This window comes from Salinimonas iocasae, assembly GCF_006228385.1.
GTDB classification, from domain to species: Bacteria; Pseudomonadota; Gammaproteobacteria; order Enterobacterales; family Alteromonadaceae; genus Alteromonas; species Alteromonas iocasae.
Map to the genome: position 1 here is coordinate 302,541 of NZ_CP039852.1, position 25,933 is coordinate 328,473.

The window sequence follows — 25,933 nt, forward strand, 5'->3', positions numbered from 1 at the left end:
ATCAGCCTGCTGATAGTCGTCGATATTCAACCAAGAATTAAAATTTTATTTGTATCTGCCATTACGCTTATCCGCAAAAACTACCATCTCTGTTGGAGAGGCGTTTTGGGGTATTTAGTGAGTAGCGTGAAATACACCACTTTGTCTTTTCACTTTTATCAGAAGGGCTTATCGCGTAATCTTTGGGAAAGACTAAATTAAATATCCCAAAGCGGGGCTGGGAACCACACCATTTTGGGATCTATTAATATGTTATGTTTCTTAAGGATATTAAATAATATGCCGCTAGAAGATCATTACGCTGGCGATGAAGCGTTTGAAAAATATTCAAATTGTTTTAACTCGTTCTGGGGTAGCTTTGAGCATCAGGAAGAGTTATTAAATATGGTAGATGGTGACTTTTTGATTGCTAAACCGATAGCATACCACTTGGGTTCAAACTTTAGGGAATGGATGCATAGCCGGCCTCCTGTACTTGAAGGCTCGTCGCCCATCGAATGCATGGAAACGAAGCAAGGCAGAAACAGATTAAAGTGCTGTTTACATAGAATGTCTTAGCAGTAACACATAACAATCCAAGTAAGCGGGACAATTATACGTGGGCTCCCGTCACTTCGTTCCGTATTATAGCCCACGTGTAATTGCCCCTTCTTGGGGCGTTAGCAGTCATCGTCTATGAATCAACTAAAAAGAAATTTTGTATTGAGCAAAGAATTCTCAGAAAACTCTTTCATTAGCATTTTTCATGAAAGCCAAACTTGGAACGATGTTGAGTACTTTAAACTAGAGAATTATCTTTACGAGGAATGCGAGAAGCACTCGAGCATTAGCGCCATTCCGAGAGAAGTTCTATTGCCAGCAACTCGTATCTACAGTTACTTATCAAATGCTATCGGCTGTCATCTTGACCCAAATGATGGTTTTGAAATAATTGGCATCAGCCAAAATCAGTTATATCAAAGACGCGAAAGATTGCAGCTGGTATTTGAAGGATTTTTCCAAGGTGAAATGCCAGCTAAAAAAAATCTTGGATATTAAACTAAATATGACTGCTAACAAAAAAATTAAAACGCGCGCTGGGCGCGCTGGGACAAAAACACTGTGCCGCTAAAAGCTTAGCACAGTGTTTTTGCCCTTTATTTAGAAGTTAGTTCGCATCTATGAAGTTCAAGGATCTTAGTCAAAACTCAAAAGCATCATTAGCCTTTACCGGTATGATGATTTTTGTGTTATTAATCTTAAAACCTGCTCCAAGTTTCGACGATTTAACTGAATTGTCAGGAAAATTAGAGTGGTTTGAAAGTATAGGCAAACATAGGGACACTCTCCGTTTTAAGCTTAAGGAGCACAAGGAAAAGTTCGTCTATCATTCTGTTGCAGGCTCAATTGGCTCGGTAACTGATGCCCTCAACAAAGAAAACGCAACACTTAAAATTGCCTTCGATCCCAATGACTCGGATTCAGCAATTTGGGAGTTCGAAGATTTTCACCCTGTTTACCAAGTTATCAGCGACAACCACTTAATTAAAAGTTATCGTTCAACCGTGTCAAAATATAAAAGCAACAGTGAGCTAGGTATTTGGTTGTTAATAGGTGGCTTACTGGCTTCATGTCTATTTATAGTAATGGATTGGAGCATCGCGAAAGATGCGAACTAACAAAAACTTAAACACGCCCGCAGTGGCGGGCTGGGACATAAACACAGCGCCGCTTCGCGATTGTAGCGCTGTGTTTATGCCAGTTAAGTAAAAGTTAGGTATGCAAGGAAGTTACGTGGAAATTAAATACACAAATACAAAGGAAGATTTGCTGGCGTTTAATGAACACCATTTGGCGAATAGCCAAGTTTATCAGCGGCGCAGAATTATAAACCTTTATGTTACTCCTTTCGTCGTATTGCTGGTTTTCTGCTTACTGGCATTTTTTACTGGAAAAACGAGTTATTACGCTGGGGGTGTTCTAGGAGCATTGGCTTCTTACTTATGGACGTTTGTTGCTTACAAACGATACGCTAAAAAATGTTCTGAAGTATTTCAAAAGGAAGTTTTTTGCGAACATAAGGTTGTTATTTCTGATGTTGGGGTAAATGAATCAACTGCTAATAGTAGCAGCCAGTTTACTTGGGATGCGCTGGATAAAATTGAGACTAATGAAGACTATATTTTCATTTATAACACTCCGGCAACAGCGTTTGTGATTCCAAAACGGGAAATAGGTAAAGACTCTTTTGAAGCAGTAAAACTAGCACTGGATAATGCGCTGTAGTGCATACCTAACAAACCAAGTCAGCGGGACACTAACACGTAGGCTCCCGTCACTTCGTTCCGTAATTTAGCCTACGTGTTATTGCCCCTGCTTGGGGCGTTAGGTTTCTATAATGACTGTCGTTCCTTCATTCTTTCTGACAGGGCTTGTCACTTGTATTGGTTTTCTAATTAGCACTTTTGTACCAGCTATTCTTTTAAGGTGGCTTGGAAAGCAATATCCACTATTAAAAGTAACCAATCCATTTCGTGCTATTTATATAACAGCAATAATTGCGCTTGCTGTTCGTGCTCTTATTGCTGCACCTCAAATAGCTATCGCGTCAAATGTACACGGTATCCAAATCTTAGTGCCTCCATATCTTATTTGCTTTTTCATTGTTGGCTTCATAGTTTTTAGCAAACAGCTTGAAGGGGAACATTATGGGAAAAAGGAAGCAATTTCCTCCGCTGGAATTTCGCTAGGGTGTGTTTTGTGGTATTTACTAGTTGAATTGGCCGTTTATACGTACATTTCACAAACCTAACAAGCGCATCAACACTCGCTCCGCTCGCGGGGGACAAATACACGTAGGCTCCCCTCGCGTTGCTCGGTATTATACCCTACGTGTATTTGCCCGTTATGCGGGAAGTTATGTGTCTAGGAGAGATGGGCATCTTTGAAGTCTTTATGTTGGCGTATTTGCCCATTGGTACACTTTTATTAAATAAGTGGCGAAAACGTATTTATTATTCAAATGCCAAGCGAAGAGGTCTATATCTATTAGTCTCAATTGCGATGGCTGCATTGCCATTCATTTACGTTAGTAGCATTCAAGAAGAGCGTTCAGCTTTAGGTGTTGTGCTTGCTGGCACTGGCTTATTCTGGTTCGCTATTGTTGGTTCTCGTAGTTCAGCCACATAACAAGCGCATAAACTCTCGCTGCGCTCGCTAGGGACAAAAACACGTAGGCTCCCTTCGCTTCGCTCGGTATTATAGCCTACGTATTTTTGCCCGTTATGCGGGTGTTAGCAATACAAGGAGAGTCTGTTGAAGTATTCGTTAATTATTTTATTCGTCTATTCTTTTTCACTATCTGCGAATATTTTTGAGGATATTTCGTGTGGGAAATATGATGCTTCAATTTACCCTAGCAAAACAGAATTTAAAGGAAGTGTGGAAAGTGAAATAACAGAAATAGGCATTGAAGAATTTTTTAATGAGGTAGACAAAATTGATCCATCAGAGCCTCAATGGTTATTCTCATTAGTTGATCGAGAAACGGGGAAATATAAAAAATCATTTCCTAGAAAGGCACCTAATAGTAATAGTGGTGTTGTGATTGAACACCAAACTATTCAACCTCATCTTATTTATCGTGTCGGGGATAATATTCTTGCGAGTAGTAATAATGGTGAGTTTGGTGGTTCATTGGTTTTAATCGACAAAAATAATAAAGTTACACTCATTGAAGAAATGAATATCGAAGATATTTATGAAATGCCTTTTGGTCTAGTTATTACATCTGGACTAGCACATATGTCATGGAATTACGGTGATATTTATTTAGTAAATGAATACTTTCAACTTGAAAAGCTATATAGCTTAGTAGGTATGCCACAGTCTTCTTGGTTATTAGAAAATGGTGATCTACTTATTAATAGTTACCCTTCAGGCTCTCAAGTTTTAACAAAAAATGGCTATATGAAGCGTGTGCAATGTATTGCTAACAAGTCGTTAAAGCAGGACAAATAACAGTTGGCTTTTGCTCCTGCGTCGCTTATTTTAGCCAACAATTATTTGCCTCTTAACGAGGCGTTAGGTGTCTATGAGCATTCGAAAAATACCAAACTCCTTTCGCTACTCAGAGGAGCTTTTTACTGAGTACAGCCGGACTAGCCTCGAAAACGCTCACGATCTTATAGAAGAGGCTGAGTTACTGCTCAAGCAAGGAAAATTAGCACGGGCATATTTCATTGCCATTGCCGCTATAGAGGAGATAGGGAAGTCATTCATTGCATATGATGCGCAAGGGCGGAATCTGAACGACTCTGCAGTTACCGCTAAAATTAGATACTCTCTTGAAAATCACTCTAAAAAGATAAGCTCTGCCTTTCACGCTTCAGTGATCAGCCATAGCGATATAAAAAATGAGTTAATGACGTTTGTGGACATCATGATTGCGCTGAAGAATGGTCGAGAGCCATCAATGTACACAGATATAAATTATTCCACGGGCGAGATTCAAACGCCTGGGCGAGTAGTTTCACCACGTGCCGCGAATGACTGTGTTCAACTGGCAAAGCATTGCTACTACAAAAATATCGAGCATCAAAAAACACGGCCCCCTACTGTAAGGTCCCAAAGCGAAGATCATTTTTACGGAATGAAGGATGGAAAGGTTAATCAGCTGTTCAACACGGAGGACTTTTGGTGGTTTCATATCTCAAGGATGGAGGCTGGGAATCAGGATGTTTCGGAGTCCATACTCGAATATCAAAGGGAGTACTTGAGCAAAGGGAAACGGTTTAAGCCGGAAGATGCCGAGTAGTGGCACCTAACAATTCGCGTCACGCGGACGCACTAAAGTGCGCCGGTGCGCTCTGGCGTTAATCACCAAAGGACATTGGATGTTTTCAAATTTCATTAAACAATTTTCTTCAGTTCTCTATGTGCAGATCTGGGAAGATCGCTTGAAAGTTACTGATGTGACTAATAATGAGTCATTCGACGATGCGCCAATTGTTGTTATTCAGACTCAAGAAAAGGGAAAAAAGGTCATTTCCGGTATAGGAAAGAAAGCTGCAAACTCAGTGAAAGAAAATGAAGTCGCAATTAATCCTTTTTCGCATCCCAGAGCGCTTCTCTCTGATTTCTATGTTGGTGAAAAGTTGCTCCAGCATGCTTTTAAAAATCTATCTAATATCAAAAATCTTCGTCCCCGCCCCAAGGTGGTTATGCATCCTATGGAAAAGACTGAGGGTGGATTAACAGCAATTGAAGAACGAGCATTTAGAGAGCTAGCGCTTGGAGCAGGAGCAATAGAAATCAAAATTCACGTTGGGAAACCTCTAAACATTCATGGGTTTCAATTCGAAGAATTTCAAGGACAAAAGAAATCGGACCCATCTGGTGAAGAGAAGAGCCAATATTCCAGCAATGTAGCCACGTTTCTAGTTTATCTTGTTATAGTAATTTTGGCGCTTTGGTATTTTGGTGACTAACAAAACAATAAACACGCTGCGCTGGGACAACTACTCGCAGGCTCCCGTCGCTAGCGCTCCTATTTTACCCTGCAAGTAATTGCCCGTTATTGGGGCGTTAGGTGCTTGGTTGTGAATTTTAGATTCTTACTATTAATAATGCTCTCTTTGCCAGTAGCTTCCGATGAGTTAGAGCTAGTATTTCGAGAATCCCATTTTCTGGGCCAGTATCGTCATGAGATTTATATAAATACTGGGCAATATATTTACATTGATGACCATTTCAAACTTGATAGTGATAGTAAATGGGTGCCCAAGACTCCTACTCTAAAGACAAAATTTTTAAATACAGACGAACAAGCTGACCTAATAAATCAGCTAACTAAATTGGGTGTTAACAACTGGAAATCAGAATACCCTGAAAATGATATTGCTTTAATTTGCGACGGGCTATCATTCACTTTCTACCTTAAGTCAGACAAACTTAATGTGTATTCGTCAGGAGGTTGTCGCTTCCCACTAAATTACGAAAAAGTCAGGCAAACATTGGAAAACTTGTGAACGCACCTAACAAGAAAATTAAGTCACTCACTTCGTTCGCTGGGACGCATACACGTGGGCTGCTTCGCATTTTAACCCACGCGTCTGCGCCCCTTATTTAAAAGTTATGTTTCTCGGAAGATATTTTGGAAAATTTAGTAAAAGTCAGCATTACGCTGACATCGGATAACATTCAAAATGCCAGTACAGAAACTTTGTGGGCAGAGCCTCTGGGCAACGATCATTACAGACTTCAGAACTCGCCGTCCGCGGCTTATGGTTTTAGCTATCTTGATGTTGTAAAAGCAATAGGTAACGAAACTCCAGAGGTTGTAGAAATTGTTGAAAACTCGGGTCATTCAACTTATCGAGTACTACTAGAAGCTGGAGTTCTAGAAAGCGATAGATTTGGGCAATTTTGGCAGAAACTTGAAAACATTGGTTGTACTTATGAAGGATCTCAATCAAAGTTGCTAAGTATTGATGTACCACCTTCAACCGATATATTTACCGCTTATTCAATATTAGAATCCGGTGAATCTGCGGGAGTGTGGGAGTTTGAAGAGGCAAAATGTGCTCATAGCACCGAAACATAACAAACCACTCAAGGCTCTCGCTTCGCTCGCTGGGACGCTAACACATGGGCTGCGTCACTCCGTTCCTTATTTTAGCCCATGTGTTATCGCCCCTTAGTGGGAAGTTAGGTTCAGGGAGGAGCTCATTGGCATTATTTAAAATTGCAGCTATTTTAGCAATCTTATCGTTGGCTGGTTGTCTTGTTGCAAACGAGAAAGCATTTATTGCTCATAAGGCAGATGATTACCAACGTGAAATACTTATCTCACTCAAGTTGCTATCAGAATACGCGTACGGTTGTAACGAGAAAAAATTCGGTAATTTTTTGGCATATGCTGAGCACTCCGTATCAGCATATGAAAGGAAAGTTAAAGATTTAGAAATCCCTTTGTATTTTTTCGACGAGGATTTTATGAATCAGCATAAAAAATTTGTGGGTAAGTATAACTCTGACTTAAACATAGCTAAGGCCACTATTAACAACTGCAAATGAACTTAGTATCAACTCCCAAGTGCAACATTGATCTCACATCATTAGCTTGAAAATGACTGTAATATCTGAATACCTATAAATCATATACAATTCTGTTACACGTAAAAAAAGGATTTTTAAATGAAGTGTTTCGTGTTCTTAGCTCTCTGCATTCCACTGCTAAATGCTTGTATCGTTGTGCCGCAAACTGATACCGCCAAGATAAACAAATGCGAAATTTCCTCAGATCGTAAAACGCTGAAAGTCATCAACGGATTTGAAGATACCAATACGTTTTACTCAATCAGTGGCCTGATGCTTCTTCCAATAACGGGTGTTGTTTCCGGTACTTATGTTGCTATCAATAATGTTTACCACCTTGGTGAGGAAACGCTGGTTTGCAGAACGAAAGATGCCGCTATATGACTCGTATCTCTGTAAACCTCCCTTATTAAAATAGCGGAATACCTCTTAAGAGTTCTTCGGTTTACAAAACGGGGCGGTGAGCCTGAGGAAGTTGCCGCCGCAATAGCATGGTTACTGTCAGATGAAGCGTCGTATGTCACAGGGTCGTTTATTGATATTGCTGGTGGTAAATAAGCGCTGATGCCCGCATGTGAATAGTGACTTTATAAGTGTGATCTAAATCAGAAGCTGCCCTTGTTCAGCGCACTCATCAAGGTTTTGCTGCTGGCGCTTGAAATATGAACAGTAATGCATATTAATATAAAACAGGCGATGGTCGTAAAGCTGCCGCGCACATGTTTACTCTACAGGGAAATTCAATGATCAAGTGGGAAGATTTGAGCTGGCAACAAAAGGCGGCGTTTTGGGTTGCTATAGGTATAGTGGGCTGGTTTTCACCGGAAATTGCGCTGCTGTTTCATTTTGGTGGCATTGAAGTTGTTTTTGCCTTCATAGCGTTTTACTTCATTCCTATCCTAAGGCAGATTCAGGCACATTATTATAAGTTCAGACGAGCGCTAACCCTCGCCATTGTTACTTACCAGTCCAGTGCTTCTGCGAAACCCAGGGTTTATTTCACACAAGCAGTGTTTTGCTCAGCAGCCTTTGCGCTAACCGGTTCAGTGGCGCTTGCTGCAGTATTTTTTATGCCGGGTATGCTGATGAGTAACGTACTGACTTAAAAGGCGTCAGCGAAAAAAAGTGAAGGCCTAAGGTGCTGTTTCTGCTGTTCTAGCATACCGATATTTCTGGTTGTACTTATCAAATTTCACTTCTCGTAGCGACCCGCATCACTTTTGTGGTTAATTGTGGCAAATGTGTTTCTGACCATAAGGTTAGGGTGATTTGTGACTACAATGCAATTTATGACTGGTTTGATAGCGTCATGGATGGTTTTCTCCGGCGTTGCTGCTACCTCAGTCGACCAACAGACACTGAATGAAGCAGACTCTAAGAATGATCAGTGGCTCGCTCACGGCAAAAATTACAGCGAAACCCGCCATAGTCCCCTGAAACAGATAAATACCGACACGGTAAAAGATCTGGTATTACTGAATAAAACGGTACTGCCGGACTGGCGAGGTGTTGAGGCTACACCACTGCTGATTGATGGCATAATTTATGTCACCGGCCCCTGGAGTAAAGTCTTCGCCGTTGATGCTAAATCCGGTGAAATTCAATGGTCCTACGACCCTGAAGTTCCCCGGCAGGCGGCAATTAACGGCTGCTGTGATGTGGTTAACCGTGGCGTTGCTGCGTGGCACGATAAGCTATTTTTTGGCACTTTCGATGGCAGACTTATCGCGCTCGACAGAAAGACCGGCAAAAAAGTGTGGGAGCAGCTAACGGTTGATAATAGTAAGCCATACACCATCACAGGTGCGCCGCGGGTTGTAAACGGGCTGGTGTTTATTGGTAATGGTGGTGCTGAGTTTGGTGTGCGAGGCTATTTCTCCGCCTACGATGCTGACTCCGGTGAAATGCAGTGGCGCTTTTATACGGTGCCGGGAAACCCGGACGAAGGCTTTGAGAATGAAGCGATGCGCAAAGCCGCCGATACCTGGACCGGACAATGGTGGAAGTACGGCGGGGGCGGTACGGTCTGGGATTCAATGGCCTATGATCCTGAGCTTGACCTGTTGTATGTTGGAACGGGTAATGGCTCACCCTGGGATCGACACCAGCGCAGCCCTGAAGGCGGCGATAATTTATATCTCTCATCTATTCTTGCCATTAAACCTAAGACCGGTGAGCTGAAGTGGCATTACCAGACAACGCCGGGCGACTCCTGGGATTTCACGGCGACCCAACACATGATTCTGGCTGATATTGAAATTGAAGGACAGACTCGAAAAGTACTGATGCAGGCCCCAAAAAATGGCTATTTTTATGTTATCGACAGGGTCAGTGGAGAGCTGATTAGTGCCGATGCATTCACCTACATGAATTGGTCTACCCACGTTGACAAGCAAACGGGAAAACCGGTAGAGGCGGATTTTGCGCGTTACAGTGAGGTTAATGCGCAGATAGCCCCAAACTATGATGGTGGTCATAACTGGCACCCTATGGCCTATAACCCTGAGCTTGGTTATGTTTTTATACCTGGCCGGGATACCGTGTCATTTTACGGGCGGGACTTGGACTGGAAATATAACGAGCGTGGATTTGGCACTGGGGCCGGGTGGAATCTGGCAACGGGAAATCAGGATGATAAGCCGGATATTTATGATAAAAAGGCACCCCAAAAAAAAGGCTTTCTGAAAGCCTGGGATCCGGTTAAAGGAAAGCCCGCCTGGACGATTGACCAGCATGATTCATGGAATGGCGGGGTTCTGTCCACCGCCGGTAACCTGGTATTTCAGGGAACATCTGACGGTCATTTAAAAGCGTACGATAGCCGTAACGGTAAAGAGGTATTTAGTTATGACTTGGGGGTAGGCATCCTGGCCCCACCCATTACCTACATGCTCGATGGTACGCAGTATGTCACCGTAGCTGCCGGCTGGGGCGGTGGATACGGTATGAAGAATATTCTTACCGATAAGTTGCGATCAGACCTGGTGTTAACGTTCAGGTTGGCTGTCGACAGTAAAGAAAGCAAGGTGAATGTGCTCCATGAAGAAAATCAGGTAGCTTTTCATCGGTATGCTCCCAAAAATGCGCCGATACAGCTAGGGCCGAAGGTAACAATACCCAAAAAAACGTTCCTGCAGGGAGAGACTATTTTCAATACAAACTGCGCCGTGTGTCATGTGGTTGATGATAGTCGGGGTGGGGTAGCGCCAAACCTGTTAACCAGCCATATGATTGAAAAGCAGGTTTTGCCAGTAGTTCTACTTGATGGCGTGCTGCAGAGCAGAGGAATGCCATCGTTTGAAGGCAAGCTTAAGCGCAGTGAGGTAGAGGCGCTGAGTGGCTATCTTAAAACGCTTCAGCAGCAGACGATAGGCGATAGACCCTCAAGCCGGTAATGCGCCGGCTTGTGCATCGACGGGTAACGGATTACCTGTTGCTGCACAAACTGACAATTAAAGGCGGGGTAACGCTTTTTCAGGCGGTGTTATTGCGCCGGGATAGCCAATAACAAATGCGGCCACCTTAGCGCCATATTTTGCAGCACTGACCGGATCTGCACCCTTACCCCGAGCGGCCAGGTAGCCTGCGTTAAAAGCATCTCCCGCAGCGGTCGTATCAACAACATTTTCTACTGGCTCAACAGGCACCGACCAGCTATCGCTCTGTGTATTAACGACAACTTCAGACGCCCCGTTCTTTATAATTTGCTCTTCAATAGAAAACCGGGACAAATGCGTAACAATTTCGCTGACAGATTGGTGTGCGTACAACTGGGCATGATCATCCACACCGGATAGCGCGATGTCGGCCATAGCATAAAAGCGATCGGCCCACTGCCTGGCGTGATCAGGGCTTTTCCACAGCGCAGGCCGGTAATTGAGGTCAAAGACAATTTTGCAGCCGCGTTGGCGCAGCGCTGTCAGCTTATCTACCAGCATGTGACGTTGCGTATCATCAAGGATGGCCACGGAAATACCGCTTAGATAAAACAGATCAGTATCAGGTAATTCGCCATCGACGCTATACAAAGTTTGTGTGGCCGCCGATTCACTGCGCCAGTAGGTAAAACTGCGCTCACCGGTGTTATCGGTATGCACCATATACAGACCAAGATGTCGGCTGGCAGAGCGGTGAACCAAATCAACACCAAGCTTTTCCTGTTGCATAAAATGATAAAGTTCATCGCTTTGCGCATCACTGCCAATAGCGGTGAGGTAGTGCACCTGTAACGCCGGTGCACAGCGTTTCAGATACACGGCGGTATTAAAGGTGTCGCCGGCAAAACTTTTAGCCAGCTGATGAGCAGACAGTGTCACCAGTTCTATCATACATTCGCCGAATATAACGATGTGATTCATGCCACGGATTCCGGTGTTCATTTAAACGCGTGTAGGTTTACTGACATAGTGCGGTCAGCTGTGTAGATGCATTCTGCTTATCGATGGTCGCGACAATCGCCAACTGCGCTAATACAGTCTTGCGAAAGTCGATATGCTGCGTCAAATCACCAAAGATACGCGAATCATCCAACAGGGCGTTTGCCACCCCGGACGCCTCACCGTCATGATTTTTCACAATACCGGTAAGAACATCTTCCATCGGATCCACAAGCTTTTTATTCGCCTGCACTGAACGAATAATAAATACCATCCAAGCCGCTACCGTTGCCGATAACAGTTGAATACTGCGGTTGGCGACCAGATTATCTTTCACGGTATTTAACAGGCGTGGCGGCAGTTTTTGCGACCCGTCCCAGGCAATCTGCGACAGTAAATGCTGAATATGCTGGTTTTTAAAACGCGTCAATGTCTGTGCGACATAGTGCTCAGGGTTCAGCGCATCACTGGCATCAACCGTAGGCAAAATTTCTTCTTCCAGCAGCTTATTAAGAAACGTATGCATCGCGTCGTGGGAAACTGCCTCATAGACCGTTTTCAGATGACAGAGTGAACCTAAGTAAGCCAGAGCAGAATGGCTCCCATTCAAAATGCGAAGCTTAGCTTTTTCAAACACCCGGACATCATCAGTAATAATAGCGCCTGCGTTCTCCCAGGCAGGGCGAGGGCCACTGAAGTTATTCTCGATAACCCACTGGCTGAACGCTTCGCGCTGGACCGGCCAGGCATCGTCAAGACCGGTAGCTTCCCGGCTGGCGTTTTGCAAATCGTCATCCGAGGCCGGCGTGATGCTATCTACCATGGTATTGGGAAAGCTGACGGTATCTGAGATCCACGTACTGAGCGCCTGATCTGACTTTTCGGCAAACAATTGCACTGCGTCGCGCAGCCTGTCACCGTTATCGGGTAAATTGTCGCAGCTGATGACCGTTAATTCTGCGATGTTTTTATTCATGCGCTGTTTCAGCGCAGCAGTTAGCAGGCCAACCGCTGAAACAGGCTTGTCAGGCTGGACAAGATCGTGACAAATATCGGGGTGCTTAAGGTTGAGGGTGCCATCATTGTTCAGGCAATACCCTTTTTCGGTAATTGTCAGCGAAATAATATGGGTTTGCGGTGACGTCATTCTGGCCATCACCTGCTCGCGATCTTGCTCCAGCACCAACACTTCTTTAAGTGCACTTACAACGATTGTTTGCGGAATATTATCCAGAACCATTAAGGTATACAGATTGTCCTGCTGCCCTAATGCTTCTTTTAAATGCGCACTGCGCAGTGAAACCGTACTAATACCCCAGCGTCCCTCTGTATCAGCCTGTTGTGTGTAAATGGCCTGATGTGCACGATGAAACGCGCCGGGACCCAGGTGGACAATGCCGATTTGTGTAGAAGTAGGATCAACACTGGCAGTGGCTACCTCATCAGGTAGCTGCTTCAGAGTTTGGTAAGATAGTCTGGTCATTACGCCTCCAGCTTATACGCCTTTTTGGCGAGCGTGTAGGTAAGTTGGCGAGCAACGCTGAACGCCTCATTTTCACTTAGCCGGTGCTCGGCGACCAGCTGCGCCAGAAACCGACAGTCAATGCGTCGCGCAACATCATGGCGGGCTGGAATAGACAGAAAAGCACGGGTATCGTCATTAAACCCTGCAGTATTGAAAAAACCTGCGGTTTCAGTGGTTTGGTGGCGAAAACGAAGCATGCCTTCCGGGCTGTCGTGAAACCACCAGGCCGGTCCCAACTTCAGGCAGGGATAGTGGCCAGCCAGCGGTGCCAGCTCCCGTGAGTAAGTCGTTTCATCAAGCGTAAACAGAATAATCGAAAGCCCCGGCTCGTTACCGTATTTATTCAATAATGGTTTGAGAGCGTCGACAAAGTTTACTGCAACAGGAATATCGTGTCCTTTGTCACCACCGAACTGCTTATGTAATGGCACATTGTGGCTGCGATGAGATCCCGGATGGATTTGCATAACCATGCCATCTTCCACACTCATTCCCGCCATCTCGGTCAGCATCTGAGCGCGAAACAGTTCTTTATCAGCGTTGCTGGCTTGTCGGGTCAGCACTTTTTCAAACAGGGTCTCACATTCATTTGCCGACAAATCCGCCGTCAATGCAGTTGGGTGGCCGTGGTCGGTTGCGGTAGCGCCGTGTGCCCTGAAGACTTCCCGTCGCTTTCTGAGCGCATTAAGATAGCCGCTCCAGGACGTGGTGTTTTCTCCGGTCAGCGCGCCAAGCTTTTCAATATTTTCTGCAAAATCATCTCGCGAGGCATCTACCACATCATCGGGTCGAAATGTTGTAATTACGCGCTTTTCCCAGCCAGAGCCCTGTAACTGCTGGTGGTGTGTTAATGGGTCCAGCGCCCCTTCGGTGGTAGCAATGAGCTCGATGTTAAAACGATCCATTAGCGCACGGGGCTTGAAATTCGCGGTGGCAAGCTCAGTGGTAATATGGTCGTAATAGGCCATCGCATTTTCACTGCAGAGCATTTCCTGCATGCCGAACACATCATGAAAAACTGTATCTAGCCACAGCCTTGAGGGAGTAGCGGCAAACAGATAATAGTGGTCTGCAAATATCTGCCAGGCTTTACGAGGATCCTGCTCCGTTGGCTTCCCGTCAACTCGTGTAATGCCCAAAGACTCAAGGCTTACCCCCTGACTGTACAGCATTCTGAATACATAATGGTCGGGCGTAATAAATAATTCAGTTGCGTTGGTAAAATTTTCGTCATACGCAAACCAGCGCGGATCCGTGTGACCGTGCGGGCTGATAATGGGTAATGCTTTCACAGAGTCATACAGCGCTTTTGCGATATCGCGGGTTGGTTTATCTGCCGGAAAAAGCCTGTCGTCATGCAATAAAATCGGTTCCATCACGTCCTCTTGTCATCTGGTGAAGCGGGAAAAAGCATCAAATATTAATTTATGCCACCGGTGGCATAATAGGAGTAGAAAAATTCCTGATCAAGAGAAATCTGACTTCTTGCGGGTGGATTCGCGCACAATTAACTGCGCTTTAACTAGCTGCGTGGCGATGTTGTCTGCAGGCAAATTCTCAATCTGAGCGATAAGTTTTTGTGCTGCGCTTGCCGCCATATCTCGCACAGGTCGACGTATGGTTGTCAATGACGGGAGCATTCGGGCGGCCATAAGATTATCATCAAACCCTACAACTGAAAGCGACTGCGGAACATTGATTTTTAAATCGTGCGCAGCCCGGATAACGCCAATAGCCATATCATCGTTATTGGCAAAAATGGCATCCGGTATCGGATCTTGTGTTAATAACGCCCGGCCACAGGCAATACCACTTTGATAGGTGTTATCTCCTTCAATGATTCTATTGGCAGATAGGGTAATACCTAGTGTATGCAATGCATGGCAAAACCCTTCTAATCGCTCGGTGGTCGACGAATACGCGTTAGGGCCACTGATTACTGCTATGTCTTTATGCCCCTGAGCCACCAGATAGAGGGCTAAATCAGCCACTGCGTGGCGATCATCGGAAATAACCATTCTGTATGGCTCATCCAGTGCGACAGAGGCCATGCGAACGTAATTAACACCGTGACGATTAAACGCGTCGGCGAGCGCTGCAGACTCAGAAACTGGTGGCAATACGATAACCCCGTCTACATTTGAGCGGTGTACGAACCCGGTACAGTTATCAACAAATCCGGCATCCTGATATCTGCAGGGATGAACGATAAGTTCATAGCCTTTTTCGGTGATTACCTGAAGGACACCCTCCTGGACTTGATCAATATAAAACGTGCCCGGGTTATCATAAATAATACCCAGCAGGTAAGAGCGTCTCACTGCAAGACCGCGCGCTTTTTTATCCGGCGAAAATCCCTGTTCCCTGATAATTTGCTGAATATTTTCACGGGTCTTCGCATTTACATTTGTCGCGCCGTTAATCACTCTTGATACAGTACGTTTGGAAACGCCTGCTTGTTGGGCAATGTCATTGATAGTGGGACGTTTTTTCATGGGTTACCGCAGCACGCCAGAGAAATTAATAATGGAGAAGCCTATCGTGCGAATGCTGTTCAGACAAAGCTTTTTCCCCCGGGGCTTGTCATATGGCGACGCCCAGGGGCAAAGGTGAGCGCCAGCCGTGGTTTACTCAACATCTTCAAAATACGCCGGGTGCCGGGTTTTCACACTTTCTAAAACCTGTAGTATCAGATGCAGGTGACTACTCATAGCTTCACGGGCCGCAACAGGGTCACGGGCGCGCAGCGCATCAATGATTGCAGTATGCTGCTCCAGTACGCTGTCATACTGTCCGCCAAACTCTTTCAGGCTTAGATTTCTTACCCGATCCATATGCGCCTTTTCATACTGAATAAGACTGGCTGCTCGTTTGTATTGCGCAAAATCGGCGAGGGTCTGGTGAAAATCATCATCAAGTTGCTGAAAGCCTAAAGCGTTGAGCTGGCTGGCGGCGCTGCGTTGCTTGTCTATCAGAGATTCGCACGTTGCGATGAGTGAGTCACTGGCGTGTTGTGCACAGTGGGCCACGACGGCTACCTCAAGCGCTTCGCGAATAAACCGCGCTTCCACAATTTTTGAAATACTCAGCTTCGACACAAATGTACCGCGTTGAGGCCTGACTTCAACAAATCCCAGCGCGACGAGTTTAGCAATGGTTTCCCTGACCGGGGTACGGCTGACACCATACTTGGCGGCCAATTTATTTTCAGACATTATCGAACCCGGTTCGATAGCCATATTTACAATCTCATCGCGCAAATGCTCGAATAGCTGGTCTGATGTAGACTGATGATAGGAAAGCTGAATATCTGGTTCTGTTACTGTTGGTTTGTTTTTCTTTACATTCACTCTAATACCGCCGCCGCTGAATTTTTGTAACAGCTATTGATAATCCTTCGATAAACCACTTTTTGCCCGCTGTCTTTCATTGAAATCAATACTACGTGCTCATCCTTCACTTTGCTTGCCCGAAAACTCCGAACTTTGCATGAGCAGCAGCAATAATTATAAGAAATATAACGCTATAAGACGCATTATCAATGCATTACGCGCCCAAATGTTAATCAAAAGTTATACCGCCATTATGATTTTTAATAATTGTTAAATTTTCGATCATTTACGGTAGTCGCATTCAAATCTCACCGTTATAGTAAGCCCACATTCAAGTTGTATACAAGTATTCATGTGTCGGTTCGACCTTCTGATTGCAAGTCAGCTATCGACACTTTCAATACCGTTCGATGCTATACGCAAGGGGTTAAGTATGAACACACACAAGGCTTTTTCGCTGAGTAAACGCGGACTTCTAATGTTAGCAGTGGCTTCGGCTTTCGGTACTGCAGGCGCTCAGGAGCAGACAGATGAAGAAACACAGGTAGAGGAGCGGGAAACCGAAGTTATTGAGGTAAAGGGGTATCGCGGAAGCCTGTTTAACTCTACTGTCGCTAAACGTGATTCGCAGGGATTCGTAGATGAAGTTTTTGCTGATGATATCGGTAAGATGCCCAGTCAGAACCTGGCTGAATCATTAAGTCGGATTCCGGGCGTTAAAATCAACCGCGAAGTGACCGGTGAAGGGCAACAAATCTCGGTGCGCGGACTTGGCCCCAGCTTCACCAAAATAGCGCTGAATGGTAACTCTATTTCCATTGCCTCTGACGGAAGTCTGGGATCGGGCAACCGTAACCGTGAGGTGGATTTGGATATTTTCCCCACGGAACTGTTCAGCAGTCTGTCTGTTTCTAAAACCGCCAAAGCCCATCAGCTTGAAGGCGGTGTGTCTGGCTTTGTGAACATGCGTACAGCACGTCCCTTTGATGCGGGTGACCAGACGTTCAAATACTCACTAGAAGGGGCATATGGCGATTTACGGGGAGATATCAGCCCTCGTTATTCAGCCATTTATAAAAAGACGGTCAATGATAAGTTCGGTGTACTTGTTGGCGTTGCCGGGGCGAATACTAAGTCTCGAGTTGACGGGTATGAAGCGGTAGCGCTGTTTACCGATGGCTGTGTGGCGCAATGGAATAATCCTGAACATACAGCATCAGGGTGTGTGGATGGCAGCCAGGGGCTGAACCACTTTTTCTGGAGCCCGGAAGCAACACCGGATTACGCTGCGGCAAACCCGGGAGTGAGTGTCGGTGATCCGGTGGACCCAGTTGCGACCTCCGGACTGGCTGCTGACACGCTGGATACAGCCTTACTTCCTTATCTGGGCCGACCCATGTTTACCTATGGTGATCGGGACCGCGTATCGGGCATCATTTCGCTACAATACCGACCCAATGACAGTGTGGATGCGGTGCTGGACACCATGTATGCCAAAGCTTCCAAGGATTTTGTCAGAACTGAAGCGATGTGGTGGGGCAGACGTAACTATTTACATCAGGGTGGTGCGATTATTCCTGAGAATGTAACGGTGGATAACAACGGGTACGTGACCGACGGAACATTTTATAATTCCCACATCTGGGTCGGTTCACACGATTATCAGGAAGACCTGGATTTTTACAGCATCATGCCCAGTGTTTCCTGGATTGCCTCCGACATGCTTACGGTAGATGTATCTGCCAGTCTGACCAAGTCAGAATTTGATCGTGATGAGCCATACGTATTGTATATGTCGCCGGGTGGTACCATGCAATTTACCAATGGCGAAGTGCCGAGCTTTAATTTTAGTCAAAATCCGGCAGATCCTACCATCGGCTATACCTGGCAGCAGGAGTATGATCAGAATAAAGATGGGGTGATCAGCGAAGATGAAAAGTTTGGCGACATGTTCCGCATCCAGCGTAACCACCGTGAAACCGAAACAAAAGGCTTCCACCTGGATTTTGCTTACGGTGAAGCCCCTGATTATAACGGCTTCAAGTTCGGTATTGCCTGGGATGAAAATTCATCCAACATGGATGCCTTCGGTGGTACCGCTGAATTTACCGAAAATAATGTGATGAATTCTGCTGCATACGGTAATTTTGCGGAATACCTGTCGCCATCAATTGTGAATGATCTGGGTACAGGTATTGATGGCTACAATGGCTATACCGGCATTGCCCAGGTTGACTGGGACCGCATCAAGGCAGCCACCAATTACGACAGTTTTGAGGCAATTCCCTCTCAAGGGGACCAGTTTGGTGCCACCGTGGGTGATATCAACGAAGAAGTGCTGGGCATCTATATTGAGGCCAATACTGAAACCGAGGTGGCGGGTAAACTGCTTCGTGTAAATACCGGCGTTCGCTGGGTGGATACAGAGCAAAGCGTGGCAACCTCTGAAAGCAGTACCAGCACCAGTTACAGCAAGCTATTGCCGTCATTGAGTTTAGTTTATGACGCGATGGAAGATGTGAAGATCCGGGCCAGTGCATCACGCAGCCTGACCCGGGCTAATCCATCCGATCTTTTCCCCAATGCTTCGTGGGGTGGTTCAGGTATCGAAACCGTGAATGCGGGTAATCCTTATCTGTCCCCCTTCGAGGCGACCAATTTTGATATCGGCGGTGAGTGGTATTTCTCTGAGCTAGGCTATATTGGCCTGACGTTCTTTGAAAAAGAAGTGACCGGCTTCACTCGTTCAGACAGTATCACTGTTGCTTTTGAAGATCTTGGCCAGTACGGCATTGATATCAATGATATCGGCGACGACCGTCAGCAGGCGCTGCTGGAATGCGGTGGGCCGTCACAATGTACCGCTACAGTAAATACGCGGAATAATATCGATGGCGCCACAACCTTAACCGGCTTCGAGGCGGTCTGGGTGCAGCCTTTGGATATCGTGCTTGAAGGTATGGGCTTCAATATCAGTGCCACAACAATCCGTCAGGACGCCAGCGATGATGATGCCATTATTACCGGTATTTCTGATTTGAGTTACAACGGTACACTGTTTTATGAAAACGAGTCGTTCCAGACGCGTCTGACAGTCAACCACCAGGACGGGGCCGCAAGTTACTATACACAGGGTAAAGAAGTCTTTTCGTTTGATCGCACGCAGATTGATGTATCAGCAAGCTACAACCTTCCGGTGGATATGAACATGACCGTTACGCTGGACGCTTACAATCTGACCAACGAACCGGTAGGCAACTGGCATGAGTACACGGGTATTGCGTTTAATGCCTTCTACCCGGGAGCGACTTACACGCTGGGCCTTCGAGGGTCATTTTAACTTCTCGTCTTAATGTGTGGGCTGGCTTTTAATGCCGGCCCGGTAAGAGGGTAACCATGAAATATATTTTCCTGATTGGATTATTACTAATCACCTATGGCGCGGCTGGCGCTTCAATTATTGATGGCGAAGACGGCTACCGTCTATGGCTGAAATACGATCCGATTAACGATGATGACCTCAGAGCAACCTATGCCAAGCAGGTCTCTTCGTTTTATCTGAGCGGCGACTCGGACACCATGAAGGTAATTGGTGAAGAACTTGCGTTTGCACTTAACGGTATGCTTTCGCAGGCTAAGCAAGTGAACGCATCGCAGGCCGGGCTGATTGTTGCGGCCGGCGATAAGGCAAATGCGCTGGCGGCCCGCCATAAGCTTGATTTAAAGGCGGCGGGCGATGAGGGGTATCTGGTTTATCAGGTACAGCACGGTAATGCCGAAAAGGTGATGGTACTGGCAAATACAGAGGTGGGGGCATTGTATGGCACCTATCGTTTACTGCGTCAGTTGCAGACCCGTCAGCCATTAGCAGACATGGCAATTGTGTCACAACCGGATATCCAGTTGCGGGTGCTTAATCACTGGGACAACCTGGACCGTCATGTAGAGCGCGGTTATGCGGGAGAGTCTATCTGGGACTGGCACAAGCTGCCTGATTATCGCTACCAACGCTATGTTGACTATGCACGGGCGAATGCATCGATTGGCATCAACGGAACGGTACTTAACAATGTTAACGCTGACCCGTTGATTCTAACTGATCATTATCTGGAAAAAGTCAAAGCACTGGCAGATATGTTTCGGCCTTATGGCATCAAGGTTTATCTCTCCGTAAAGTTCAGCTCGCCGCAGTTAGTTGGTGGCCTGGATACGTCCGATCCACTGGATGAAGATGTGCAGCAATGGTGGCAAGCCAAAGTTGACGACATTTATGAACACATTCCGGATTTTGGTGGCTTTCTGGTTAAAGCCAATTCTGAAGGGCAACCCGGCCCGGGTGACTTTGGACGCACCCATGCCGAAGGCGCGAACATGCTCGCCAGTGCGCTTGCGCCTCACGGTGGCACAGTGATGTGGCGTGCATTTGTGTATGCCAATGAAAAGAACGAAGAACGTTCCAAGCAAGCCTATTCTGAATTTAAACCGCTGGATGGCAAGTTTGATGACAATGTGCTGGTGCAGGTGAAAAACGGGCCCATCGACTTTCAGCCCCGCGAACCTTTCAGTCCTTTGTTTGGCGCGACACCTGAGACCCCGTTGATGATGGAGTTTCAGATAACCATGGAGTACCTGGGATTCAGCACGCACTTTGTTTATCTGGGGCCCATGTATGAGGAAGTGCTTAGCGCTGATACCTATGCCAGGGGAGAAGGCTCCACAGTAGCCAAAGTGATTGATGGTAGTTTGTTTGATAACAATACCTCAGGAATGGCGGGTGTGGCGAACATTGGTACCGACCGTAACTGGACCGGACATATTATCCTGCAGTCGAACTGGTACGTATTTGGCCGAATGGCGTGGAACCCGCAAATCTCCGCCGAACAGGTTGCTGACGAGTGGGTTCGCATGACATTAAGCAACGATAACGAGGTGGTTGCCACCGTCACTGAGATGATGATGAAAAGTCATGAAATTACAGTCAATACTATGACACCACTAGGTTTGCACCATATCATGGGCGCCGGACACCACTATGGCCCCGCTCCCTGGGTAGACTCACTGGGACGTGCTGACTGGAATTCGGTGTACTATCATCGCGCCGACGATGAGGGCATCGGGTTTGACCGCTCACCTTCCGGCGTCAATGCGGTGGAGCAGTATTTCTCACCGCTTAAAGAGCAATTGGCCGATCCCGCCACCACACCGGAGAAATACCTGCTCTGGTTCCATCATCTGCCGTGGGACTATCAGATAAAATCATCCGGGCGCACGCTTTGGGATGAGTTGGTACACCGTTACTACAAAGGCGCCAACGACGTCAAAGCGCTGGAGCAGCAGTGGGACAGTCTCAAAGGAGAAATAGATCCGCTGCAATTTCACCAGGTACAGATGGCGATGGATATTCATGTAAAAGAAGCTCTGTGGTGGCGCAATGCGTGTGTGCTCTATTTTCAGCAATTCTCTGACATGCCAATTCCTGATGGGCTGCCAAAACCTGAAAAATCGTTAAAGCAATACCAAAAAATGTCGTTTCCTCATGCCCCCGGGCAGGGATAACGTAGCAGGGTATGTCCGTATTCGAACCTATCGCTAAAACATTCAGAACATGGGGAACCGCTTGTCTGCGCAAATGTGTTCTGAGTGTTGCTGCCTTCTTATCATTAGCGATGCCTGTGGCTGCTGATTCTACCCTGAATGTCATCACATCACTGAGTACCAACGATCCTATGTACGAAGGGTTGGTGAAATTTAAAAATCAGGTGGAGACGGCGTCACAGGGGCGTCTTTCTGTGCGCATTTTTGTGGGATCGCAGCTGGGCAATGACAGCGATATGCTCGAACAGGCGATGCTGGGCGCCAATGTAGCAGTGCTTGCCGATGGAGGCAGGCTGGCGGTTTACCAGAATGAGCTTGGCATACTTGGAGCCCCCTACCTTGTTGAAGATTACGGGCAGCTCAATGTATTGGTTGATTCGCCTCTTTTTTCTGAATGGGCAGACAGCCTGGCTACGCGTCACGGACTGCATATTTTTTCATTTAACTGGTGGCAGGGTGCAAGACACCTGCTGACCCAGAAACCAGTGTCTGCACCAGCGGATTTGCAAGGAATAAGGATGCGCACCATCGGTGCACCGGTCTGGATACAAACTATCGACGCGATGGGCGCCACACCCACACCACTGGCCTGGGCGGAGGTGTACAGCGGTCTTCAGCAACAGGTTATTGATGCGGCAGAGGCGCAATATACCGGCATGTGGGGCGCGCGCTTATATGAGGTTATAACGCATGTCACCAAAACCGGGCACATCCAGCTTATTTCCGGTTTGGTGGGAAGTGAGCGCTGGTATCAGTCACTCAGCCTTAGCCAGCAAAAAATTGTCACGCGGGCTGCCATAGAGGCAGGCCGTTTTGCGTCGAAGCAGGTACGCGCTGAAGAGGTAAAAATTGAAGAGGCGCTTAAAGCGCGCGGGGTGGTGATTGCAGAGCCTGATACTACGCCGTTCCGGCAATCTGCCAAGGTGGTCTACAAAAATCTTGGCTACGCAGCATTGTTCCGGGATATCCAAACACTGTTACAGGAGGCGGACGATGCAAATGATTCATCGCATTGAGCGTTGGCTGTGTGTGCTGTTGCTGGTTGCCATCGTGTTTCTGGTGTTTATCGCTGCCATTATGCGAACACTTGGCTATCCGCTTATCTGGTCGGTAGATGTTGCACAGTTACTGTTCGCCTGGCTGGCAATGCTTGCGGCCAATCAGACATTTCATCACGGACAACACGCGAGTGTGGATATTTTTACCCGGCGTCTACATCCGGCCTACAGAGAACTGCTTTTCTCTGGCTTGGATGTGCTGATGATCGTCGTTCTTGGTGTTCTTGTTTGGTTTGGTGTTGAGCTGTTTATGGCAAATCCGCAGCGAACACTGGGGAGCACCAGTATTGCCTATCGCTGGGTAACACTTTGTGTACCGGTAGGCGCTGTACTAATGATTCTGACTCTGGCTACCCGCCTGACGAGGCGTCATCATCGTGAAAATCCGGAGGCAGGATTATGATGATGATGTTGCTGTTTCTTCTTTTGCTGGCTATTGGGCTTCCGCTGGCATTTTGTCTTCTCATCGCAGGGCTTAGCTATTTTATAAGCGCTGAGAGCCTGCCCATTGCTGTCGCGGTGCAACGGCTGGTCGCCAGTAGTCAAAGCTTTCCGTTGCTGGCCGTGCCTTTTTTTATTCTGGCCGGACACATTATGAATCATTCCGGCATTACCCAGCGGCTGATCAGCTTTTCAAATTTGCTGGTGGCCTGGATCGCCGGTGGCCTGGCTCACGTCACTATTATTCTCAGCGCACTGATGGGCGGGGTATCGGGCTCAGCCATCGCTGATGCGGCTATGCAGGCACGTATTCTGGGCACACCGATGCAGACGTCGGGGCTGGGCAAAGGGTTCAGTGCTGCGATTGTCACCATCAGCGCATTAATTACAGCCTGTATTCCACCCAGTATCGGTCTTATTTTGTACGGCTTTGTGGGCAACGTATCTATCGGAAAATTATTTATCGCGGGCATCGTCCCGGGCATCTTATTGACAATGACGTTAATGCTTACTGTTTTTTTCCAGGTTAAAAAGCACTATCCGGAGCAAGCGGAGGGCGAGAAACGGCCACATCTGCGGCAGATAATGCGTTCAATGAACGATTGCAAATGGGCACTGCTATTCCCGGTCATTCTTATTGTCACTATTCGATTTGGTATTTTCACACCCTCAGAAGCGGGAGCCTTTGCGGTGGTCTACGCCGGAATCATCGGCTTTTGGTGCTATCGGGAGCTTACGTTTGACAGCCTCATAACATCGTTAAAAGACAGTATTGATGATATCGGTATGATCATGCTGATTATTTTAAGCGCCGGGGTGGTGGGATATGTCGTCGCCTATCAGCAGCTCCCCGTATCACTGGCGCAAGCTGTCAGCGACCTGACCAGTCAACCAATTCTTGTGCTGTTGTTGTGTCTGATTTTTTTGCTCTTTGTAGGCATGTTAATGGAAGGAACGGTTATTGTGCTGCTACTGACGCCGATTCTTGTGCCGGTCGTCCAGACGGTGGGCATAGACCCGATTCATTTTGGTGTGCTGATGATGATCATTGTTACTTTCGGAGGGACAACACCGCCGGTAGGTATTGCGATGTATTCGGTGTGCAACATCATGCAGTGCCCTACAGACGAATATGTCAGCGCGGCCTGGCCGTTTTATCTGGCGGTAATGGGACTGATAACCTTAATGGCTCTTTTCCCCTCTATCGTCCTGTTTTTGCCTGAACTGATTTACTAACTCCAAACGGGGAAATCCATCATGAAAATTATTGATGCCAAAGTGATTGTGTGCTCTCCGGGGCGTAACTTTGTGACACTAAAAATTGTGACCGACGAGGGGGTATACGGAATTGGTGATGCCACACTCAATGGCCGTGAAAAGTCGGTAGTCAGCTATCTTCAGGATTACGTAGTGCCGGCACTTATTGGCAAAGACCCACATCGAATCGAAGATATCTGGCAGTTCTTTTATCGCGGTGCATACTGGCGTCGTGGACCGGTGGGCATGACCGCCCTGGCAGCCGTCGATGTTGCCTTATGGGATATTAAGGGAAAAGTAGCGGGTTTGCCCCTATACCAGCTGCTGGGTGGTCGCAGTCGCGACCGTATAATGACCTACACGCACGCTAATGGCCGGTGTATGGAATCCACCCTGGATGCTGTAGGGAAGGCGATCGATGAGGGCTATAAAGCCGTGCGCATTCAGTCTGGAATACCAGGAATGGCCAGCACCTACGGAGTAGCCAAAGACGGTCATAAGTATGAACCGGCTGACGCAGATTTGCCGTCAGAAAGCGTCTGGTCAACCGAAAAGTATCTTACTTTCATGCCTGAATTGTTCGATGCCGTACGCAGCAAGTATGGCGACGATGTTCACTTGCTGCACGATGTTCATCACAGGCTCACCCCTATCGAAGCAGCGCGTCTGGGAAAAGAGTTAGAGCCATTTAAGTTATTCTGGCTGGAAGACTGTGTGCCGGCAGAAAATCAGGAAAGCTTCAGGCTTATTCGTGAGCACACCACTACACCGCTGGCGGTAGGTGAAGTGTTTAACTCAATTCATGATTGTCGCGAACTGATACAAAATCAATATATTGATTATATCCGCTCAACCATCGCTCACGCTGGTGGCATCACTCAGGTCCGTAGAATCGCTGACTTTGCCTCGTTGTTCAATGTACGCACCGGCTTTCACGGGGCAACCGATCTATCCCCTGTTTGCATGGGCGCGGCGTTGCATTTTGATTACTGGGTACCAAATTTCGGTATACAGGAGCACATGCCGCATTCGCTAGAGATGGAGTCTGTATTTACGTTTGATTATACGTTTGAAAAAGGCTTCTTCACCCCCGGAGAAGCACCGGGACATGGCGTGGATATTGACGAAAAGTTGGCGAGTAAATATCCCTACAAGCGCGCGGCGTTACCGGTGAACCGGTTGGAAGATGGTACACTCTGGAATTGGTAACTTTTGGTGAGTGCTTGTTGCTTTATGCAACGCTCCAGCGCTCCAGAGAGAACAATTAAATGC

The 25,933-nt window shown here is 46.8% G+C and carries 24 protein-coding genes and 1 pseudogene; 20 read left to right on the forward strand and 5 right to left on the reverse strand.

All coding sequences use genetic code 11. The annotated features are described in order from the left end of the window. The first annotated feature begins 675 nt into the window (after positions 1-675). From FBQ74_RS01270 to FBQ74_RS01340, 14 genes and pseudogenes are all read left to right on the forward strand, one after another. Positions 676-1,038: an Imm41 family immunity protein gene (locus FBQ74_RS01270; RefSeq protein ID WP_139754949.1), complete on the forward strand. Its 363-nt coding sequence runs from the start codon at positions 676-678 to the stop codon at positions 1,036-1,038. A gap of 122 nt (positions 1,039-1,160) precedes the next feature. Next, positions 1,161-1,658 carry a hypothetical protein gene (locus tag FBQ74_RS01275; RefSeq protein WP_139754950.1) on the forward strand — a complete coding sequence of 166 codons (498 nt, stop codon included), beginning with the start codon at positions 1,161-1,163 and terminating at the stop codon, positions 1,656-1,658. 115 nt (positions 1,659-1,773) lie between these two features. Further along, the gene (locus FBQ74_RS01280) at positions 1,774-2,265 is read left to right on the forward strand and encodes a YcxB family protein (RefSeq protein WP_168190583.1); all 492 of its coding nucleotides are present in this window, start codon (positions 1,774-1,776) and stop codon (positions 2,263-2,265) included. A 112-nt stretch (positions 2,266-2,377) separates the two neighbouring features. Then, on the forward strand, positions 2,378-2,791 hold the full coding sequence (locus FBQ74_RS01285; RefSeq protein WP_139754952.1) for a hypothetical protein: 414 nt from the start codon (positions 2,378-2,380) through the stop codon (positions 2,789-2,791). Positions 2,792-2,913: 122 nt separating this feature from the next. Continuing rightward, positions 2,914-3,168 (forward strand): hypothetical protein, encoded by a 255-nt coding sequence (locus tag FBQ74_RS01290; protein ID WP_139754953.1) that lies wholly within the window; start codon positions 2,914-2,916, stop codon positions 3,166-3,168. A 126-nt stretch (positions 3,169-3,294) separates the two neighbouring features. Then, positions 3,295-3,999, forward strand: coding sequence for a hypothetical protein (locus FBQ74_RS01295; protein WP_139754954.1), 705 nt, complete (start codon positions 3,295-3,297; stop codon positions 3,997-3,999). A 73-nt stretch (positions 4,000-4,072) separates the two neighbouring features. Then, the gene (locus FBQ74_RS01300) at positions 4,073-4,795 is read left to right on the forward strand and encodes an AbiV family abortive infection protein (RefSeq protein ID WP_139754955.1); all 723 of its coding nucleotides are present in this window, start codon (positions 4,073-4,075) and stop codon (positions 4,793-4,795) included. Between the two features lie 79 nt (positions 4,796-4,874). Beyond that, positions 4,875-5,468 carry a rod shape-determining protein gene (locus tag FBQ74_RS01305; protein ID WP_139754956.1) on the forward strand — a complete coding sequence of 198 codons (594 nt, stop codon included), beginning with the start codon at positions 4,875-4,877 and terminating at the stop codon, positions 5,466-5,468. 665 nt (positions 5,469-6,133) lie between these two features. Further along, complete coding sequence (locus FBQ74_RS01315; protein ID WP_168190584.1) at positions 6,134-6,583, forward strand: DUF4265 domain-containing protein; 450 nt, start codon at positions 6,134-6,136, stop codon at positions 6,581-6,583. A 125-nt stretch (positions 6,584-6,708) separates the two neighbouring features. Then, the gene (locus tag FBQ74_RS01320) at positions 6,709-7,056 is read left to right on the forward strand and encodes a hypothetical protein (RefSeq protein WP_139754959.1); all 348 of its coding nucleotides are present in this window, start codon (positions 6,709-6,711) and stop codon (positions 7,054-7,056) included. 120 nt (positions 7,057-7,176) lie between these two features. Beyond that, positions 7,177-7,461, forward strand: coding sequence for a hypothetical protein (locus tag FBQ74_RS01325; protein ID WP_139754960.1), 285 nt, complete (start codon positions 7,177-7,179; stop codon positions 7,459-7,461). A 66-nt stretch (positions 7,462-7,527) separates the two neighbouring features. Then, positions 7,528-7,635: pseudogene (locus FBQ74_RS01330) on the forward strand (SDR family oxidoreductase); the annotation flags it as partial. Between the two features lie 185 nt (positions 7,636-7,820). Next, the gene (locus tag FBQ74_RS01335) at positions 7,821-8,183 is read left to right on the forward strand and encodes a hypothetical protein (protein ID WP_139754961.1); all 363 of its coding nucleotides are present in this window, start codon (positions 7,821-7,823) and stop codon (positions 8,181-8,183) included. Between the two features lie 174 nt (positions 8,184-8,357). Continuing rightward, positions 8,358-10,472, forward strand: a complete 2,115-nt coding sequence (locus FBQ74_RS01340) for a PQQ-dependent dehydrogenase, methanol/ethanol family (protein WP_139757845.1) — start codon at positions 8,358-8,360, stop codon at positions 10,470-10,472. Positions 10,473-10,529: 57 nt separating this feature from the next. Here FBQ74_RS01340 and FBQ74_RS01345 read toward each other — a convergent pair whose 3' ends face one another. From FBQ74_RS01345 to FBQ74_RS01365, 5 genes are all read right to left on the reverse strand, one after another. Further along, complete coding sequence (locus FBQ74_RS01345) at positions 10,530-11,435, reverse strand: sugar kinase (protein WP_139754962.1); 906 nt, start codon at positions 11,433-11,435, stop codon at positions 10,530-10,532. Between the two features lie 37 nt (positions 11,436-11,472). Beyond that, positions 11,473-12,936: a mannitol dehydrogenase family protein gene (locus FBQ74_RS01350; RefSeq protein ID WP_139754963.1), complete on the reverse strand. Its 1,464-nt coding sequence runs from the start codon at positions 12,934-12,936 to the stop codon at positions 11,473-11,475. Further along, positions 12,936-14,354 (reverse strand): glucuronate isomerase, encoded by a 1,419-nt coding sequence (gene uxaC / locus FBQ74_RS01355; protein WP_139754964.1) that lies wholly within the window; start codon positions 14,352-14,354, stop codon positions 12,936-12,938. Before uxaC ends, FBQ74_RS01350 begins: the two co-directional genes overlap by 1 nt. 90 nt (positions 14,355-14,444) lie before the next feature. After that, positions 14,445-15,473, reverse strand: a complete 1,029-nt coding sequence (locus FBQ74_RS01360; protein WP_139754965.1) for a LacI family DNA-binding transcriptional regulator — start codon at positions 15,471-15,473, stop codon at positions 14,445-14,447. Between the two features lie 132 nt (positions 15,474-15,605). Next, positions 15,606-16,328, reverse strand: a complete 723-nt coding sequence (locus FBQ74_RS01365) for a GntR family transcriptional regulator (protein ID WP_139754966.1) — start codon at positions 16,326-16,328, stop codon at positions 15,606-15,608. A 415-nt stretch (positions 16,329-16,743) separates the two neighbouring features. On the opposite strand from FBQ74_RS01365, the gene FBQ74_RS01370 reads away from it, so the two are divergent. From FBQ74_RS01370 to manD, 6 genes are read left to right on the forward strand one after another with little or no spacing between them, the layout of a single operon-like run. Next, positions 16,744-19,650 carry a TonB-dependent receptor gene (locus FBQ74_RS01370; protein ID WP_232371957.1) on the forward strand — a complete coding sequence of 969 codons (2,907 nt, stop codon included), beginning with the start codon at positions 16,744-16,746 and terminating at the stop codon, positions 19,648-19,650. 56 nt (positions 19,651-19,706) lie between these two features. Further along, complete coding sequence (locus tag FBQ74_RS01375) at positions 19,707-21,866, forward strand: alpha-glucuronidase family glycosyl hydrolase (protein WP_139754967.1); 2,160 nt, start codon at positions 19,707-19,709, stop codon at positions 21,864-21,866. Positions 21,867-21,877: 11 nt separating this feature from the next. Next, positions 21,878-22,921 (forward strand): C4-dicarboxylate TRAP transporter substrate-binding protein, encoded by a 1,044-nt coding sequence (locus FBQ74_RS01380; RefSeq protein WP_139754968.1) that lies wholly within the window; start codon positions 21,878-21,880, stop codon positions 22,919-22,921. Next, positions 22,899-23,366 carry a TRAP transporter small permease gene (locus tag FBQ74_RS01385; protein WP_139754969.1) on the forward strand — a complete coding sequence of 156 codons (468 nt, stop codon included), beginning with the start codon at positions 22,899-22,901 and terminating at the stop codon, positions 23,364-23,366. The genes FBQ74_RS01380 and FBQ74_RS01385 overlap by 23 nt, the downstream gene beginning before the upstream one ends. Further along, positions 23,363-24,640, forward strand: a complete 1,278-nt coding sequence (locus FBQ74_RS01390) for a TRAP transporter large permease (protein WP_139754970.1) — start codon at positions 23,363-23,365, stop codon at positions 24,638-24,640. The genes FBQ74_RS01385 and FBQ74_RS01390 overlap by 4 nt, the downstream gene beginning before the upstream one ends. Positions 24,641-24,661: 21 nt before the next feature. Then, a complete protein-coding gene (gene manD, locus FBQ74_RS01395) occupies positions 24,662-25,870 on the forward strand; it encodes a D-mannonate dehydratase ManD (RefSeq protein ID WP_139754971.1) in 1,209 nt (402 codons plus the stop codon). The last annotated feature ends 63 nt before the right edge of the window (positions 25,871-25,933 follow it).

What these genes read in the sequence shown, in the direction of transcription:
- FBQ74_RS01325 (WP_139754960.1), top strand. Translation starts at nt 7,177, where the DNA reads ATGAAGTGTTTCGTGTTCTTAGCTCTCTGCATTCCACTGCTAAATGCT.
- FBQ74_RS01270 (WP_139754949.1), top strand. Translation starts at nt 676, where the DNA reads ATGAATCAACTAAAAAGAAATTTTGTATTGAGCAAAGAATTCTCAGAA.
- FBQ74_RS01335 (WP_139754961.1), top strand. Translation starts at nt 7,821, where the DNA reads ATGATCAAGTGGGAAGATTTGAGCTGGCAACAAAAGGCGGCGTTTTGG.
- FBQ74_RS01360 (WP_139754965.1), bottom strand. Translation starts at nt 15,473, where the DNA reads ATGAAAAAACGTCCCACTATCAATGACATTGCCCAACAAGCAGGCGTT.
- FBQ74_RS01370 (WP_232371957.1), top strand. Translation starts at nt 16,744, where the DNA reads ATGAACACACACAAGGCTTTTTCGCTGAGTAAACGCGGACTTCTAATG.
- FBQ74_RS01385 (WP_139754969.1), top strand. Translation starts at nt 22,899, where the DNA reads ATGCAAATGATTCATCGCATTGAGCGTTGGCTGTGTGTGCTGTTGCTG.
- FBQ74_RS01345 (WP_139754962.1), bottom strand. Translation starts at nt 11,435, where the DNA reads ATGAATCACATCGTTATATTCGGCGAATGTATGATAGAACTGGTGACA.
- FBQ74_RS01290 (WP_139754953.1), top strand. Translation starts at nt 2,914, where the DNA reads ATGGGCATCTTTGAAGTCTTTATGTTGGCGTATTTGCCCATTGGTACA.
- FBQ74_RS01390 (WP_139754970.1), top strand. Translation starts at nt 23,363, where the DNA reads ATGATGATGATGTTGCTGTTTCTTCTTTTGCTGGCTATTGGGCTTCCG.
- manD (WP_139754971.1), top strand. Translation starts at nt 24,662, where the DNA reads ATGAAAATTATTGATGCCAAAGTGATTGTGTGCTCTCCGGGGCGTAAC.
- FBQ74_RS01300 (WP_139754955.1), top strand. Translation starts at nt 4,073, where the DNA reads ATGAGCATTCGAAAAATACCAAACTCCTTTCGCTACTCAGAGGAGCTT.
- FBQ74_RS01375 (WP_139754967.1), top strand. Translation starts at nt 19,707, where the DNA reads ATGAAATATATTTTCCTGATTGGATTATTACTAATCACCTATGGCGCG.
- uxaC (WP_139754964.1), bottom strand. Translation starts at nt 14,354, where the DNA reads ATGGAACCGATTTTATTGCATGACGACAGGCTTTTTCCGGCAGATAAA.
- FBQ74_RS01275 (WP_139754950.1), top strand. Translation starts at nt 1,161, where the DNA reads ATGAAGTTCAAGGATCTTAGTCAAAACTCAAAAGCATCATTAGCCTTT.
- FBQ74_RS01380 (WP_139754968.1), top strand. Translation starts at nt 21,878, where the DNA reads ATGTCCGTATTCGAACCTATCGCTAAAACATTCAGAACATGGGGAACC.
- FBQ74_RS01340 (WP_139757845.1), top strand. Translation starts at nt 8,358, where the DNA reads ATGCAATTTATGACTGGTTTGATAGCGTCATGGATGGTTTTCTCCGGC.
- FBQ74_RS01350 (WP_139754963.1), bottom strand. Translation starts at nt 12,936, where the DNA reads ATGACCAGACTATCTTACCAAACTCTGAAGCAGCTACCTGATGAGGTA.
- FBQ74_RS01305 (WP_139754956.1), top strand. Translation starts at nt 4,875, where the DNA reads ATGTTTTCAAATTTCATTAAACAATTTTCTTCAGTTCTCTATGTGCAG.
- FBQ74_RS01285 (WP_139754952.1), top strand. Translation starts at nt 2,378, where the DNA reads ATGACTGTCGTTCCTTCATTCTTTCTGACAGGGCTTGTCACTTGTATT.